Source organism: Janthinobacterium breve (genome assembly GCF_051380895.1).
In the GTDB taxonomy this organism is placed as follows: Bacteria; Pseudomonadota; Gammaproteobacteria; order Burkholderiales; family Burkholderiaceae_D; genus Janthinobacterium.
This window is the reverse complement of the sequence record NZ_JBNYXY010000007.1, coordinates 315,203-330,635: the sequence shown is the minus strand read 5'-3', so window position 1 is coordinate 330,635 and position 15,433 is coordinate 315,203. Positions and strand designations below refer to the sequence as shown.

Genomic DNA, 15,433 nt, shown 5'->3' with positions numbered 1-15,433 from the left:
ACGACTGACGGGAACTGCATGTCATCCACTTCAACCGACAAGATTGCTGACGAGCTAGCTGTTTTCACGAGCGCCACGCGGCTGTACGAACTGACCATCGGCGAGGACGCGGACAGCCGCCTGCTCGTCGAAGCCTTTGCCGCCGACGAGCAACTGCAGGCGATCGGCGCGCGCGACATCATTGCCTTGTCCACCAGCGCCCATGTTGCGCTGGCGTCCCTGCTGGGCCAGCCCGCCACCTTGCAGATCAGCCTGGCCGACGGCACGCGCACGCAGTTTTCCGGCTACATCAGCGCCGCCGCCATGCTGGGCAGCAATGGCGGACTGGCGCGCTACCGCCTGCGCATCACGCCGTGGCTGTGGCTGCTGACGCAAGTGCGTAACAGCCGCGTCTGGCAAGATCGGAGCGTGACGGCCATCGTCGACGAGGTATTGCAGGCGTATGCGCCGCGCGCGCTGTGGCGCTGGAGCGATGAGGTCACATCGTTCATGCAGGAAGCGGGCGAGCGCAGCTATTGCTGCCAGTACCGTGAATCGGATTTCGATTTCGTGCGCCGCCTGCTGACGGAAGAAGGGCTGGCCTGGCGGTTTGACGATCAGACCCTGATTGTCTTTGCCGACAGCAGCCAGGCTTGCGCTACGCCCGAGGACGCCAGCAGCACGCAGTCGGGCGGCTTGCGTTTTCATGGCGCGCGCGTCGGCGAGCCGGGCGACAGCGTGCAAGCCTTGAGCGCGCGGCGCAGCCTGCACGTCGGGCTGAGTAGCGTGCTCAGCTACGATTACAAGGCCAAGAAGGCGGTCGCGGCCAGCGTGCCGACGAATATGGTTCTCGGCGGCAAGAACGCTCCGCTGCTGGAAAGCTACGATACGCCGGGTCAGTACTGGTACGCCAGCGCCGCCCAGGCACAGCGCTACGCCCAGTTGCAGATGCAGTCGCATGAGGCGCGTGCCCAGCTGTGGCAAGCGCGCTCGACTGTGCGTACCCTGCGCGCCGGTACGCGCTTTACCCTCACGCAGGGACCATTGCAGCCAGCCGATGGTGCCGCGCCCGAGTATGTCGTGCTGCGCGTGGCCAGCATCGGCGTCAACAACCTGCCGCTGCCGGCGCTGGAAGGACTGGCGGAACTGTTCGGGCCGATACCGGAATTGCTGGAAGAAACCGTGCAAGAGTGGGGCGCAGGGTTTCCCGACTTTGCTGCCGCGATTGCCCAGGCGCAAGCCAGCGGTTACGCCAACTGCATCGAGATGATCAGTGCAGCGACCCCGTGGCGTCCGGTGCACGATGGCAACGATGCGCGCCAGCACGCCACGCCGACAGCCCTGGGCAGCCAGAGCGCCATCGTCGTGGGCGCCGATGGCAACGACGTGGCCAGCGGCGCCGATGAAGTCTATTGCGACAAGCTGGGCCGGGTGCGCATCCGCTTTCACTGGCAGCAGGAAACGGGCGCGACCTGCTGGGTGCGGGTAGCGCAGCGCGCGGCCGGCGGTGGCATGGGCAGCCAGTTCCTGCCGCGCATCGGCCAGGAAGTGCTGGTGCAATTCCTGGAAAACGATATTGACCGGCCCGTCATCATCGGCGCGCTGTACAACGGCCAGGGCGAGGGTGGTACCAAACCGACACCGGGCGGCATTGCGCGTGATCAAAACGACGCTGGCGTTTTCCAGCCGGCACACGATCACGCAGCAGCGGGCCAGGGGAATGTGGCGGGCGGCAACAGTCCGCTGTGGCATGGCGCCGCAGGGGCCAGCGCGGCGCATCGCAACGGAGCAGCGCAATGGGGCATCCGCAGCAAGGAATTCGGCAAGGCGGGCAGCGCGGCCGGCTACAACCAGTTGCTGTTCGACGACACCGACCAGCAGGGACGCATCCAGCTGAAAAGCAGCCATGCGGCCAGCGAACTGAGCCTGGGGCATCTGATCCATGGCGCCGACAATTACCGCGGTAGCTTGCGCGGCGCCGGCGCCGAGTTGCGCACCGATGCGTATGGCGCGGTGCGCGCCAAGGCTGGTTTGCTGGTGAGCAGCTATGTGCTCAGGCACGACGCCGCGCAACGCGAGCCGGCCGGCGACAACGCCGGCGGCATGGCATTGTTGAAACAGGCTGTGCTGCTGGGCGACACCTTCAGCCAGGCCGCCAAGACGCACCAGACGGTGGCTTACGCCAGCCACATCGGTGTCACCGCACCAAACGCCAGCGCGCTCGACGAGCAGGCGGCGCCGCTCAAGGCGATGCTGGCCAGCGTCGCCGGCATGCACGAACAGTTACCGCACACAAAAGACGCCATCATCGCGATTGCCGCCAGGGCCGGACTGGGCGTTGTCGCGGGGCAAGACATGCAACTGGCCAGCGGCGAAATCGTCACCATGATGAGCGGCCAGGATACCCAGTTCATCGTTGGCGGCCAGTTGCGCGTGCACGCGGGCCAGGCCATCGGCGTGCTGGGCGGCGCCGTCAAGGCCGGGGAGGGCGATGCCGGGGTGCAACTGATCGCCGCCCAGGGCGCCATCGACGTGCAGGCGCAGGGCGACGTGCTCAACGTGCAGGCGCGCGAAGAGGTCAACGTCATCAGCGCCAACGCGCATATCGACTGGGCGGCGGCGAAAAGCATCCGCCTGTCGACGGCAGGCGGCGCCAATATCACCATCGAGGGCGGCAATATCACCATCCAATGCCCGGGCAAGATCACCGTGTTTGCGGGCAAGAAAAGTTTTATCGGGCCCACGCGCGCACCGTATGTGATGCCGCCATTGCCATCGAGCACCTGCAAAAACTGCATTTTGAGTGCCATGCAACAGGGCGCAGCGGGAGTACTGCGTTGAGACCCGACAGCGTTTCGGCATTGCACGGCTGGGTTCGGGCACGTCTTGAGCAGCAACGCCTGCCTTATTTGCTGCTCGACAGCGCGCAAGCCGAAAACAGCCACCTGACGCTGCAACGCTGGAAAGTGCCGTATGCGTCGCTGTTCGAGGAAACCCACGAAGCGAGCCTGCCGGAGATCGCGCCCCTGTTGATACCGCTGTCCGGTCTTGCGCCTGCCATGCTGGAAAAAGTCTGCGACTGGGCTGAAAAGCTCGGTTATGGCGCGCCTTGCCTGAGCTGGATGGAAAGCCCCTGGCCCTTGCCCGACCTGGCACGGCATTTACGCCAATTTCATGCCGTCGGCCTGAGCGACCAGCAACAGATGATGCTGCGCTGGTATGACACGCGCATCCTGCCGGTCTGGCTGGCCTGCCTGGAACCGCTACAACGTGAGCAGTTCGTGGCTGGACTGTTGAACTTGCAGTACATCAACCGTTTTGGCGACGTTGCGGTCCTGCTGGATGTCGACACCGCCGGTGCTGCGCCGGACGCTGCGCTCATGGAGTCGCCGCTCATCCACCTGGACGATGCGCAATACGGCATGCTGGTCGATGCCGGCGACGCCGATACGCTGATCAGCCATTTACGGCGGGTGATCACGGACGAAACCAACGATACCCCACCCCGGCTGCTATACGAATTCGTCGCCCGCTACCAGCAGCGCGCGCTGGCCGCTGGCATCGACGACCTGGACCGCCAGACGCAGTACCTGCTGCTGGCCCTGTATACCTCCGGTGCCGGCATCGAACACCCCGATTTCATTGCACTCATGCAAGACCCACCCACCTCTATCGAAAGTTTTTATGAAGCCATGCAAGCCTTGTCTGACGACGTATGGGAAGCCGGCGCACCCTTATGGGGCATTCAGCATGAAGCTTGACCAACTGCCGGCGCTGGCACTGTGCCTGAGCTTGGCCTTGGCATTTGCCAGCGGCAACGTCGCGGCGCAGACAGCGGCCAAGGCCGCACCGCAGGCGTCAAGCACGGTCAAGCATGCAAAGCTGAAACCGGCCGACACCGCCAACCTGGTCAGCCATTTGCGGCGCGTGATCACCGATGAAACCAATGACACGCCGCCACGCGTGCTGAACGCCTTTGTGGCGAAATACCAGCAACGCGCGCTCGATGCAGGGATCGATGACCTCGACCGGCAAACGCAGTATGTCTTGCTGGCGCTCTATACCTCGGGAAAGGCCATGGAACAGCCCTTGTTTATTGCCTTCATGAAAAACCCACCCGCATCGCTGGACGCTTTTTATGACGCACTGCAAGCCTTGCCGCAGACGGTTTGGGAAGCGGGGCCGCCGCTATGGGAGGCGTATGAGCCAAAGGGATACTTATTTCGAAATTGATTTCATGTAGTTTGAATCTCAAAATTTATTTGGCCGGCGAATTTCAGGAGTTCATATGACAAAAAAAATATTGCCGAAAAATTTACTCAATGTATTTTTATATATCTTGATGGCATTTTCAAATACGGCATGTGGTAAGGAAGACATGAAAATTAGCGTGAATCTCACCGCCTACAATCATACTGAAAATGGAGTTGGTCGCTATGTCGTAAAGCTTGCGGACGGTTCCTGGACTGAGGCTGGATTTCTTGCTCCAAGTCAGGGGGGGGGAGGTGAAACTTGTTGTCTTTCGATCCCTGCTGTATGGAAAAAGGGGATGGAAGTCACCGTTATCATGGACACTATAAAAGACGGAAAAGATGTCAGAGTGGAGAAAGTAGTGCCGGTGCCACCTTATATAGCCTCTGATGCTGGTAGATTTGTCGTTCATTTCCTACATGATGGACGATACAAAGTATTTGTAACTAAATATTCACTTGGGCATCAGAAATATCCACTCTCTGGAAAAGAAGCTGAATTAAAACATGGAGTGCCGCTTGAAATAATATGGAGGTAGGTTCTTGTGGGATTGATTAAATTTACTTTTGTTTATTTGTTGAAAATTATTTTTATGACTCCATTTAAACATCGATTAAGTTTTTCTATTTTTTCTATTTTTCTTTTATTCTCAACTGTGGCTTGTAATAAAGAATCAATGAAAACTGCTGTGAGTCTTACTGCGTATAACCATACCGAACATGGTGTTGGAAGCTATATCGTGACACTTCAAGATGGCTCGTCAGCAGAGGCTGGCTACCTCGACCCCGGAGAAGGAGGGGGCGGTCAAACTTGTTGTCTTTCTATACCATCAGTTTGGAAACCGGACATGAAGGCATCAATAGTCATGAATACGGTAAAAAATGGGAAGGCTATTCGCGTAGAAAAAACAGTGTCGGTGCCGCAATATTCTCGCGCCGATGCCAGCATGTTTGTCGTGCATTTTCTTCATGATGGCAGTTACAAGGTTTTTGTAACAAAATACTCGTTGGGGCATCGAAAGTATCCACTTGCTGGCAAGGAGGCGGAATTGGAGCCTGGAGTTCCACTAGAAATAATATGGGAGTAGAATTTTTTATGTAAGTGTTCTTTGTGGAATTTATTTAAATTCCTGAAAGGCCATGATGAATTTATTTGGAAATAAATTGGGTTGTATTTTTTTATGTATTTTTCTATCATTTTCAAATATTGCTTGTAGCAAGGAATCAATGAAGATTGTCGTGAATCTGGCTGCGTATAACCATACCGAAAATGGGGTTGGAAGCTATATCGTGACACTTGATGATGGCTCTTCAGCTGAGGCCGGTTATTTGGCGCCAGGGGAAGGTGGCGGCGGGAAAACTTGCTGTCTCTCGATACCAGCGACCTGGAAACCCGGCATGAATGCGACTATTGCCATGCATATATTAAAAAATGGTAAGCCGATCAGAGTAGAGAAAACAGTCTCTATACCTCGCTACAATTCCTCCGAAGCCGACAGATTTGTCGTTCATTTTCTTTACGATGGAAGTTTAAAGGTTTCTGTAACCAAATACTTGTTGGGACATCAAAAGTATCCGCTTTCTGGAAAAGAGGCAGAGTTGGAGCCGGGAGTGTCGCTGGAAATAATATGGAGATAATTTTTCTGATATGAATATTCTTTGCGATAATTTATTTAAATTTTTGAAAGGCTGTTATGGATTTATTGGAGAAACGATTTGCTTGCATTTTTTTATGTGGCTTTCTTTTGTTTTCAAATGTAGCTTGTAGTAAGGAATCAATGAAAACTAGCGTGAGTTTGACTGCATATAACCATACTGAGAGCGGCGTCGGAAGCTATATTGTGACACTGGCAGATGGAACTTCAGTAGAGGCTGGTTATCTGGCTCCTGGCGAAGGGGGGGGAGGGGAAACTTGCTGCCTTTCAATTCCGTCAGTATGGAAGCCTGGTATGAAAGCGACGATATCTATGCATATATTAAAGAATGGTAAGCCGATTCGAGTGGAAAAAATTGTCTCTGTACCTCGTTACAATTCGTCCGATGCCGGCAGGTTTGTCGTTCATTTTCTTCACGATGGAAGCTTAAAGGTTTTTGTAACTAAATACTCGTTGGGACATCGGAAATATCCGCTTTCTGGCAAGGAGGCGGAACTGGAGCCTGGCGTTCCACTACAAATAATATGGGAATAGAAATTATAAAATAATTCAGGAGTTTTGAAAAAATGTCTATTATTTATACAGGAAGAAAAGCTCCTCTCGATGGGCGACGCAGCCTTACTCCCAAAGAATCGTCGCAGCGTGCCAAGGCGATGGCTTGCGTCAGGTCGCCTCAGAAAACAGAATGCCAGGGGCAGATTTATATCGGTTTGTTTTATGATGGGAGCGGCAATAATCATGATTGGAAACAGAAAGACCCGATAGTCAATCCCAAGAACCTGACGCAGCGGCAAAGAAACAAGCATAGCAATGTTGCCAGGCTGTGGGATGCACATCTTGATGAAGAAAAAAATGGATTCTTTCGTGCATATATGCCAGGCGTTGGTACGCCGTTTAAGGAAATTGGCGATACGGTCGAGGCCTTGACTGATAATGCGGGTGGTGGCTTCGGTTACATGGGTGCCGATCGTATCAATTGGGGTATCACTTCATTGTTCAATGCAGTGCACCGTTATTTGACAGGTGCACCTATACTCGATCGGGACGAGCAAAGGCTGCTGGTAAATTTGATGAGTTCGCAAATGCTGCTTGGGTTGGAAGGCGTGCAGCGTTGGACAATGTTGACGTCGCTTGAAGAAAAACTGGCGCTTGTTGTCAAAACTCATCAGCGCAAGCTCAAACAAATCAATGTGTCCATCTTCGGCTTTTCGCGCGGAGCCGCCGAAGCGCGCGCCAGTGCCCACTGGCTGCATCAGGTGTTCGAACGGGAAACGGGTGCATTTGAGCTGGCGGGCGTCCCAATACGCATAGGCTTCCTGGGAATTTTTGATACCGTGGCCGCCGTTGGTGTCGGCGATGTGACGCCGGTCACCTTCGGGCATATGGCCTGGGGAAATGGAACCCAGAGCATCCATCCCGTAGTCGAAGAGTGCACGCATTTCATCGCTTTGCATGAGCAGCGTGCCAGTTTTCCGCTGGAATCGGCAACGGGACGGGGCAATGTTGGTTACCCCGGCATGCATTCCGACGTGGGCGGTGGATACTACCCTGGCGAGCAGGGCCGTTCTATGCCGGGCTGGGGGCCTTCACCGCATCTGTCGCAGATTCCCTTGATCGACATGCATTTCGCCGCCTTGAAAGCCGGCGTGCCATTACGCACCTTGAATGAGATGAAAGAGGCAAAGCACAGTTTGCTGTTGCATTCTTTTGCCACCGACCCAAGACTGATCGCCTCCTACAACAACTGGCTGACGCATAACGGCATCAAGGGCGCTGACGTGAAGACCTTTACCGAGGCGCATACAAAACAATATCTGCGCTGGCGCGGCATGTTGCACGCGCAGGGAAAAGCGCAGTTGAAGACCAGGCGATTTTTCAAGGAGTCTGACCAGCCGGGCCAGAAAGACTTGCTGGAGGCCGATTCCGATCTGGGAATATATCTGCGCTCCTGGCGTGAACGAAAGAAAGCCAATGCGACCACGATGGGGTGGCTCGGTGAACGTGCCAAGACTGTCTTGCATCGCGTCAGCCCGGCTGGCATGCTTTTTGTGGAAGAAGGAAAAGACCCCTTAAGCGACTGGGAAGATCGGTTTTTGAAAATCATGACGGAAGGTGCGCAGCCGCCGGCTGGCTGCGTCACGCTGTTTGAAGATTATGTGCACGATTCCCGCGCCGGCTTTCGCATCCTGGGCAAGCACGAGCCGGTATGGCTGACGGGCGGCTACGGCCGCTTCCGCCACGTGTTCGTGCAAAGCGATGATTATTCGAACATGTCGAATATCGCCAATGAATCGCTGAAGGCGGTCAAGGCAGGGGCCGATGCGGCCGTGACTTACTTCCAGAAGTTGTATGGCTATACCGTCAGTACCTACCGAGTGGCGCGCAGAAAGATTGCCGCGACCGCGCGGGCGGTGTCCGAGGCCGAAAAGCGGCTGGAACGGCAGGCGGTGGAGACGTACAAGGAAACGAGCAAGATGATCGTCGATGGCGCCACCCGCGTCGGTCACGGCGTGCATGATGCCGGGGTGGAGGCGGAAAAAAAATTGGAAAGCGCAGTCAAGACCGCGAAGAACGCCACGCAGCAAGCCAGCCAGGAAGCCCGGCTTTATTATCAGGCAGAAAAGAAAATCATTATGAAATATGCCAATGCAGAGGCTGAGTGGCTGGCGCAGCTGGAAAAGCGCTGGCGCGAGGAAGACCGGGAAAAATCGAAATAAGATTGATGCAGGTACAACCATGAACACCCTGGCGGCAGATGCACCGCCAGGGTGTGAGCATCGATTTTAGCCATTGCCGGGCGGCTGCACGCCCAGCAGCTCTTCGATATGCGCCAGCGAACTGGGATCCTTGACCACCGAGCGCAGCCAGCTGTGCAGATCCTGGTCGGCGGCATTGGCGGCCTTGTCGGCAAAATAGGAGACAGGGCTGTGCGGTTCGCTACGGCGGAAGAACTGCGCCACGGCACGCAGTTGCTCGATCGCCTGCGCGCGGGTGGCAATGGCGCCGGGCGGGCCGGCCAGGATCGCCGGCATGACCGGCGCCATCGCGCTGTCAGCAGCAGGCGCGCCACTGGCAGCGGGGACTGCGGCTGGCGCCACGCCGGCACTGGCGGGCATCACGCGCAGCATCGCTTCGACGGCTTCGCGCGCCGTGGAAAAGGCCGGACTGTCATTGCCCAGCCGGGCGTCGACGACTCTTTCAAGCTTGCGCAGCGCTTCCAGGCAATCTTGCGCGTCAACGGCGAAGCTGGCGCAAAAGGCGGCCGAGTTGTTGCGCCGCGCCGCGTCCATGTCGGACAACTTGACGCCCTCATGCTGCCTGGCAGAATCGCCCAGGCCGGCCTGGCGCCGGGCGGTTTCGAAATCGATGGTGGAAAATGCACCGCCCGGGCCTGCCGTGAGGGGCACTTCACGCAGCAGCGCAGGGATGCGCGACAGTATCCAGCCCAGGTTGCCAATGCGCTGCTCCTGGTCGCCGCCCTCGGCTTCCGGGAACAGGCCCCGATCCCAGAATTTTTCGCACAGCCCCGCCAGCACCAGCAAACCTTCTGCCATGCCGCGCAGGTGGTAGCGTTTGGTGCCCGCTTCGGTCAGCCAGACCGCCAGGCGCAGATCCTTGCTGCTGCCGGCAAGCAGGCCGGCGCAGCTGCGCACGACGAAGTCCCAGTCGGCCTCCTTGAGGTCGGCGACCCATTCGCCTTGGTCGAGCGTGGGGTCGTCGAACTTGCGCGCCAGGGTAATGGCGTCGAGTTCGGGCGAAAACGCCAGGTCCACGCCTGCCGGTTGTTCATTGCTGATCGGAAGTAATAACTGTTCGGCTGAAAACATGTGGTCCTCTGATGGATGGTTATTGCGCCATGCGAAATTCAATGCGCCGGTTGCGGGCGCGCCCGTCCGCCGTGTCATTACTGGCGATCGGTCGGTCGGAACCCTGGCCCGAGGCCGTCAGCAGGTCGCCGTGGATGCCTTTTGAGGACAGATAGAATTTGACGGCCTCGGCCCGCGCCTGGCTCAGGCTCTGGTTACTGGCGCGCAAGCCCTGGTTGTCGGTATGGCCGATGATTTCCACTTTGCGGCCGGCCAGTTTTTGCATGGCCGCCGCCATTTCATCGAGAATGGCGCGGCCTGATGGCGTCAGCGTGGTCTTGCCGCTTTCAAACTCGATCGTGCGGTTGGCCAGGGTGGTGTCGAGTACGCCTTGCTCGCTGGCCGACACGCGCAGGCCATTGTTGACGGTGTAGGTGGGATTGAGGCTGGTGGCGATATCGCTGGCGATTTTTTGCCGCTGCGCCTCGTTGGCCACTTCACCGCGCACGCTGACGACGCTGCCGTCGATTTTCAGCTGGCCGCGGCTGATCTGCTTGAGGTTGGGCGACAGCAGCTTTTGCACATAGGCGTTCCAGTTGGCAGGCAACACCACCTGGCCGACCGCAATCTGGTCGACCACCTTGTCGGCGCCGTACAGTTCGCGCAAGCGCGCCAGCACGGCGGCCTTGCTCGCTTCGTCGGGCACGGTGCCGGCGGCCAGCACCTGGCCTGGCTGCGGCGTAGCGGCCGTGGGTATCGATATGGGCGCTTGCGCTGAAGCGGACATGGCGGCCAGCGCCATGCCGAGGAAGAGAACGATCCGGGATACGCGCATGGTCAGGTTCCGATAAAGGCGGCGCGCAGGGAGTCGTGCGCCGATTTGAGCGAGAGGTTGGCTTGCGCCAGATAGGTCGACACTTTCCTGATCGCATAGTCGTTGCCGACGTGCTCCTCGACCCAGTCCAGGTCGTCGAACGCGATATGGTGATCGAGTGCCGCTTGCGGGTTCATCAGCACATGCAGCGTCTGTGCCGATGCGCCGGAAAATCCCAGCACCAGCGTCTGGCGGCCGCGCAGCCGGGTGATGAACAGCGCCAACTCGAAGTCGGCACGCGCCAGGAACGGCGTGATCAGGTGCATCCAGAACGCCGCCACCATGTTGCGGTACAGCGGGTCGGCCGGCAGCGGCAGTTCCAGGCTTTTTTCCAGCCGGCTGGAACTGCTGGCCATTACCGGCTGCAGCAGCAGGCCCAGCGCCAGCAGCACCTGCCGCACCGTGCCCGTGAAACCGGTGGGCGCCAGCAGCGCGTCGAGTTCGCCCACGGTCTGCATGTCGAGGAAATCGTTGAAAGTGGCTTCATAGGCGGCGGCACGCAGGTCGAGGTCGATGCTGGCATGGCTTGCCACGTGCAGTGCGTTACCCGCATCGGGGCCGCGCATGTCGTTGCTGAGTGCCTCGCAACGGTTCCACAGGCGCGACAGCACCAACGGACTGTTGGCGACAAACGTGGCCGGCTGGTCCACGTCCATGGTGCTCATCATCAGGAAGGGAAAACGGCGCGACGAGGCATCGCTGCTGGCGGCGATATGGCCGGCGATGGCGCGCCCCCGGCGCGGGCCAATAAAGGCGAAATGCATGGGCGGCAGCGCATCGTAGGTCAGCTTCCAGCGCGCGTCGGCGCTGAGCAGGTCCATCGCCTGCGCCAGCCAGTCGTCGAGAATCTTCAGCAGGGCCGGGTTTTCGCTGGCCTTGACGAAGTCGCCGCGGCTGGGCAGCTTGCCGAAGTAGCCGATCGGGGTGGCAGTGGTGCGGTTCATGGCGCGACGGCGGCATTGGCCGCGGCAGGGCCTGTCGGCGCGGGAGTGTTGACAGCCGGCACGCTCTGGGCCACGATTTCTGGCAGCTTCAGGCCGCGGAAGCCGGCGGCGCCCGAGGCAGTGGCTGGCGCGGCGGCCGGCGCCGGCGTGGCGACGATCTTCAGGTTGGCCGCCACGCTCACTCCGCTATTTTCCCAGCTCAGTTCGAATACGCCGCCATCCTTGCGCTTGCGCTTGGCTGAATCGATCATTTTCTTCAGGCCGAAATGGCCAGGCTCGTTGAGCAACACGACCGTGCGACCTTCCGGCGTGATGGCGCTGATGCGTGCACCGGGCGCGCCTTGCGGATTTGGCCAGACCATATGGATCCATGGCTGCGGCTGGCCGCGCCAGCGCAGCGCCTGGCCGTCGATCTCGATCGTGTACTCGGTGGCGCCGGTGGCGGCCAGCGCCTGCAGGTCGAAACGGGTTTGCGCTTCGCCGGCGCCGGCCGCCGTGGCCACGCCGTTGGCGCTGAGCGGAGCGATCCAGCCGGGGAAACTGGCCACCACGGACGGCGCCAGGCCGATGCCCATGTTGGCCCAGGTCTTGGCGCTGAGCGAATCGCCACGGCGCACCACCAGCGGGCCGATGGTGGTATTGAAGAACTTGGCGATGCTGCCTTCCGGTCCGAACACCTGGCCGATGTCGACATTGCTGGCCTCGCTACCCGAGGCGGGCGCAAACGGATACTTGGGCGCCAGGGTTTTCTGGAATGGTTCGAGCACCTGCGCCAGCCAGACCTTGTTGATTTCCGTCTCGGTCGGCTTGATGATGACGGCGAACGTCTGCATCAGGGGGCGCACCAGCAGCGGCCGGATCGCCTGCTTTTGCGCGTCGGTCATACCGGTCAGCATCTGTTCATCCACGTATTTGAGCGCATCGGCCAGTTCCGAGCCCGTTCCGTCCAGCGTCTGCTGCATGAACTGCTTGGCGCCGGGGCCCGTATCGCCCTGGTTCTTGATCTGGTTGAAGCGGGCGCGCAGCTTGGATAGCGCGTCCATGTAGCCGCGCATCAGCGAAGCGTCCTTGTCCTTGGTAACCACCAGGCGGGCCACGCCGGAGAACTCGCGGCCCACCGGCCCCATCGGCAAGGCACCGGCGGCGGGCGCGCCGCTGCTGACGTTGACGTTGATGCCCGAGGGTTTCTGGCGCAGGATGGTTTCCTTGAACCAACCCATCACGCCGCGCTGGGCGCGCTGCAAGCCCTGGCCCAGCAGTGACGGGTTGTCCCACGAGGTTTCCTTGTATACCGTTTCGATCAGCTTGTTGATCGGCGAGGTTTGCGGATCGCCGAGCCGGTTCATGGCTGCAGCCGCATTGTCGAAACCGTTCAACTCGCGGATGCTGACGCCCTGGATGAACTTCTGCCATTCCTTGGCGTAGTCCGTTTTATACAGTTCGACCAGCGCTTTCTGGATCTGTTCCGGGCTGCCTTCAAGCGTCAGGTCATCCTTCGACGCCGTTTTCAGCACCCAGTCGGCGCTTTGCAGTTCGCGGTTGGCCGCCTCCTGGAAGGCTTGCTGGATGAATTGTTCCCATGCGTCGCGTGTGAAGGTCCCTGGAATGGCGTAGCTGCCCAGCACCAGTTCCTTGTCCTGCTCGCCGACGATGCGCGCTACCGTCATCGAGGCGAAGCGCGTGGCGGCGCGTGCCTTGACGTCGGCGTACACGCGCTCGCGCGCCGGCATCCCCCGCACCACGCGGCGCAGGCTGTCGCGCGACTGGTCGACCAGCGCCAGCTTGCTGTCGATCTGCGGCCAGGACGGGTCGTTGATCTGGGTGAGGTAAAACGAAATCATGCGTTCGGCGCTGCGTATCATCTGTTCGCGCGGCATGCTGCCGCGGTTGCTGTCGAGCCAAACGCGCCAGAAGCGGGTGAGCTGGTCATTCAAGTGGCTCGCTTCGGCGCGCGACTTGTCGCTCAGCATCAGATAGGTTTTCAGGGCGTTATAGGCGTCTTCCACATTGGCCGGCGAGGCATCCTTGAACTGCTGCGCGCCGAGGTTGACGGCGGCGGCAGTGGCTGGCGGCACGGCGGCAGGGGCGCTGGCCAGGGCTGTCGTCGGCGTGGCGGCCACCGGCGTGGCCAGGGTGCCGGCCGGCGCGGGCAGGGTGGCGGCCACGCTGGCCGACACCGCGCCCGACTGCGGCGTGCTGGCCATCGGCTGCAGGCGGCTGGCGCCGGCATTGACCTCGGCCAGGAAGGCTTCCAGCGATTGCGCGACCGGGCTGAGCATCACTTCACGCACGCCCGAGAAATACTCTTCGCGCAGTTTGCGCTCCAGCAATTCGCCTTGGTACAGGCCCAAGCCCAGCGAGATGGGCCGGCTGTTGCGGTAGGAATCGAGCTGCTCGATCCGGTCCTGCATGATTTCCAGCGCTTCGAAACGCGATTGCAGGTCGAGCCGCTTGTCCTGTACCTTGATCGCCTGGTCCAGGTCGGCCTGCACGTTGGCCACCAGCTGGCGGTTGGCCATATAGGACCAGCTCCAGCCGGCCAGTGCCAGGCCCACCAGCGCGGTGGCGGCAAAGAAGGTGGCGTAGCGCACGCGGGTCTTGGCTGGACTGGCGTACTGGGCGACCAGTTCCTTGTCGGCGAAGATTACCTTGCGGAACAGATTGAGCAGGAAGTAGCCGTGCTGGTCCTGCACCGCGTTTTGTTGCTGCGGCTGCAATTTCAAATCGAAGCGCTGCGCCACGCGTTCCGACGAGGCCGATACCGACATGCCTTCCTGCAACGCACTGGTGAAATAGAAGCCGCGCATGACGGGCTTGAACTGGAACGGGTTTTCCTCGAACAGGGTGGCGATGAAGGCGCGCAGCGAACCCTTGATCGCGCTGAACTCGAGCGGGAAGGTGAACACGCCCGGTGGCATGCGTTCGTTCTGCTGCAGCGCCATGCTGGCCAGGCTGAGTTCTTTCAAACCGTCATACAGCTCATCGAAACGTTGGTCGAACTGCTCCAGCACATCCTGCCTGGAACTGGTCTGGCTGTAGGGCAGGGTGGCGCCCCATACCCGGTCGCGTTCGCCCCGTTCGGTGTCCTGGAAAAATTCGTTGAAACCGGTAATCAGGTCGGCCTTGGTGAATACCACGTAGACGGGCGCGTGAACTTCCAGTTTTTCCGTCAATTCCTGCACCCGCTGGCGCAGGTTCTTGGCCAGGTTGATGGCGAATTCGGGCCGGCTGCCGGTCAGTTCGGCAATGCTGACGGCGATGATGATGCCGTTGATCGGCGCGCGTTTGCGGTGTTTTTTCAGCAGCCCCAGGAAGCCGAACCATTCGGCGCGGTCTTCGTCGTTGACGGAGTAACGGCCGGCCGTATCGAGCAAGATGCCGTCGGTGGTGAAGAACCAGTCGCAATTGCGGGTGCCGCCGATGCCTTGCACGATCTTGCTGTCGGCAAAAGGGAACTGCAGGCCAGAATTGGCGATCGCCGTGCTCTTGCCGGCCGCCGGATTGCCGATGACCATATACCAGGGCAACTCATACAGGGCCGCGTCGCCCGACAACTGGCCCAGTTTGGACGTCTTGATGGTGCCGATCGCCGCGAGCATGCGCTTGCGGATGGTTTCGGTTTCCTCGCGCTGGGTGGGGCCCGCCTTGGGCGCCGTGCCGGCCGTCTGCTGTTCCAGCATGCCACCGAACTGCGCGGCATCGCGCTGGCGGCGCCTGCGCTGCAGCCACCATACTACGCTGGCAAGCAGCAGGACCAGCGCCAGCGGTGGCACGATCCATACCAGCGGCCATTGAAAGATGACGGCGCAACTGGCCAGCAGCGCGGCCAGCGCCACGAAGCCGATGGCGAACAGGCTGAAACGGGTAGTAATGGAATGCCAGAATCGTTGCATCATCATATGAGGGGCGTGAGGTTGATAGGCAT

Annotated in this window: 12 protein-coding genes; 8 read left to right on the top strand and 4 right to left on the bottom strand. The window is 59.6% G+C overall.

Annotated elements, in window-relative coordinates; all coding sequences use genetic code 11:
- Window positions 1-18: 18 nt before the first annotated feature.
- From ACQ4W0_RS15960 to ACQ4W0_RS15925, 8 genes are read left to right on the top strand one after another with little or no spacing between them, the layout of a single operon-like run.
- Window positions 19-2,820, top strand: a complete 2,802-nt coding sequence (locus ACQ4W0_RS15960) for a type VI secretion system Vgr family protein (RefSeq protein ID WP_436577605.1) — start codon at window positions 19-21, stop codon at window positions 2,818-2,820.
- Window positions 2,817-3,740, top strand: a complete 924-nt coding sequence (locus ACQ4W0_RS15955; RefSeq protein WP_436577604.1) for a DUF4123 domain-containing protein — start codon at window positions 2,817-2,819, stop codon at window positions 3,738-3,740. The genes ACQ4W0_RS15960 and ACQ4W0_RS15955 overlap by 4 nt, the downstream gene beginning before the upstream one ends.
- Complete coding sequence (locus tag ACQ4W0_RS15950; protein ID WP_436577603.1) at window positions 3,730-4,212, top strand: hypothetical protein; 483 nt, start codon at window positions 3,730-3,732, stop codon at window positions 4,210-4,212. The genes ACQ4W0_RS15955 and ACQ4W0_RS15950 overlap by 11 nt, the downstream gene beginning before the upstream one ends.
- A gap of 55 nt (window positions 4,213-4,267) precedes the next feature.
- A complete protein-coding gene (locus ACQ4W0_RS15945) occupies window positions 4,268-4,768 on the top strand; it encodes a DUF3304 domain-containing protein (RefSeq protein WP_436577602.1) in 501 nt (166 codons plus the stop codon).
- A gap of 6 nt (window positions 4,769-4,774) precedes the next feature.
- On the top strand, window positions 4,775-5,317 hold the full coding sequence (locus tag ACQ4W0_RS15940; protein ID WP_436577601.1) for a DUF3304 domain-containing protein: 543 nt from the start codon (window positions 4,775-4,777) through the stop codon (window positions 5,315-5,317).
- A 52-nt stretch (window positions 5,318-5,369) separates the two neighbouring features.
- A complete protein-coding gene (locus tag ACQ4W0_RS15935) occupies window positions 5,370-5,867 on the top strand; it encodes a DUF3304 domain-containing protein (protein WP_436577600.1) in 498 nt (165 codons plus the stop codon).
- Window positions 5,868-5,923: 56 nt separating this feature from the next.
- A complete protein-coding gene (locus tag ACQ4W0_RS15930) occupies window positions 5,924-6,418 on the top strand; it encodes a DUF3304 domain-containing protein (protein WP_436577599.1) in 495 nt (164 codons plus the stop codon).
- Between the two features lie 32 nt (window positions 6,419-6,450).
- Entirely contained in the window at window positions 6,451-8,601 is a 2,151-nt protein-coding gene (locus ACQ4W0_RS15925) for a T6SS phospholipase effector Tle1-like catalytic domain-containing protein (protein WP_436577598.1), read from the top strand.
- 66 nt (window positions 8,602-8,667) lie between these two features.
- Here ACQ4W0_RS15925 and tssA read toward each other — a convergent pair whose 3' ends face one another.
- The 4 genes from tssA to tssM are packed head-to-tail and all read right to left on the bottom strand — an operon-like array spanning window position 8,668 to window position 15,401.
- Entirely contained in the window at window positions 8,668-9,711 is a 1,044-nt protein-coding gene (gene tssA / locus ACQ4W0_RS15920) for a type VI secretion system protein TssA (RefSeq protein ID WP_436577597.1), read from the bottom strand.
- 19 nt (window positions 9,712-9,730) lie between these two features.
- Window positions 9,731-10,525 carry an OmpA family protein gene (locus ACQ4W0_RS15915; protein WP_436577596.1) on the bottom strand — a complete coding sequence of 265 codons (795 nt, stop codon included), beginning with the start codon at window positions 10,523-10,525 and terminating at the stop codon, window positions 9,731-9,733.
- A 2-nt stretch (window positions 10,526-10,527) separates the two neighbouring features.
- Entirely contained in the window at window positions 10,528-11,508 is a 981-nt protein-coding gene (tagF, locus tag ACQ4W0_RS15910) for a type VI secretion system-associated protein TagF (protein ID WP_436577595.1), read from the bottom strand.
- Complete coding sequence (gene tssM, locus ACQ4W0_RS15905) at window positions 11,505-15,401, bottom strand: type VI secretion system membrane subunit TssM (RefSeq protein ID WP_436577712.1); 3,897 nt, start codon at window positions 15,399-15,401, stop codon at window positions 11,505-11,507. The genes tagF and tssM overlap by 4 nt, the downstream gene beginning before the upstream one ends.
- Window positions 15,402-15,433 lie beyond the last annotated feature (32 nt).

What these genes read in the sequence shown, in the direction of transcription:
- ACQ4W0_RS15960 (WP_436577605.1), top strand. Translation starts at nt 19, where the DNA reads ATGTCATCCACTTCAACCGACAAGATTGCTGACGAGCTAGCTGTTTTC.
- ACQ4W0_RS15950 (WP_436577603.1), top strand. Translation starts at nt 3,730, where the DNA reads ATGAAGCTTGACCAACTGCCGGCGCTGGCACTGTGCCTGAGCTTGGCC.
- ACQ4W0_RS15945 (WP_436577602.1), top strand. Translation starts at nt 4,268, where the DNA reads ATGACAAAAAAAATATTGCCGAAAAATTTACTCAATGTATTTTTATAT.
- ACQ4W0_RS15935 (WP_436577600.1), top strand. Translation starts at nt 5,370, where the DNA reads ATGATGAATTTATTTGGAAATAAATTGGGTTGTATTTTTTTATGTATT.
- ACQ4W0_RS15930 (WP_436577599.1), top strand. Translation starts at nt 5,924, where the DNA reads ATGGATTTATTGGAGAAACGATTTGCTTGCATTTTTTTATGTGGCTTT.
- ACQ4W0_RS15925 (WP_436577598.1), top strand. Translation starts at nt 6,451, where the DNA reads ATGTCTATTATTTATACAGGAAGAAAAGCTCCTCTCGATGGGCGACGC.
- tssA (WP_436577597.1), bottom strand. Translation starts at nt 9,711, where the DNA reads ATGTTTTCAGCCGAACAGTTATTACTTCCGATCAGCAATGAACAACCG.
- ACQ4W0_RS15915 (WP_436577596.1), bottom strand. Translation starts at nt 10,525, where the DNA reads ATGCGCGTATCCCGGATCGTTCTCTTCCTCGGCATGGCGCTGGCCGCC.
- tagF (WP_436577595.1), bottom strand. Translation starts at nt 11,508, where the DNA reads ATGAACCGCACCACTGCCACCCCGATCGGCTACTTCGGCAAGCTGCCC.
- tssM (WP_436577712.1), bottom strand. Translation starts at nt 15,401, where the DNA reads ATGCAACGATTCTGGCATTCCATTACTACCCGTTTCAGCCTGTTCGCC.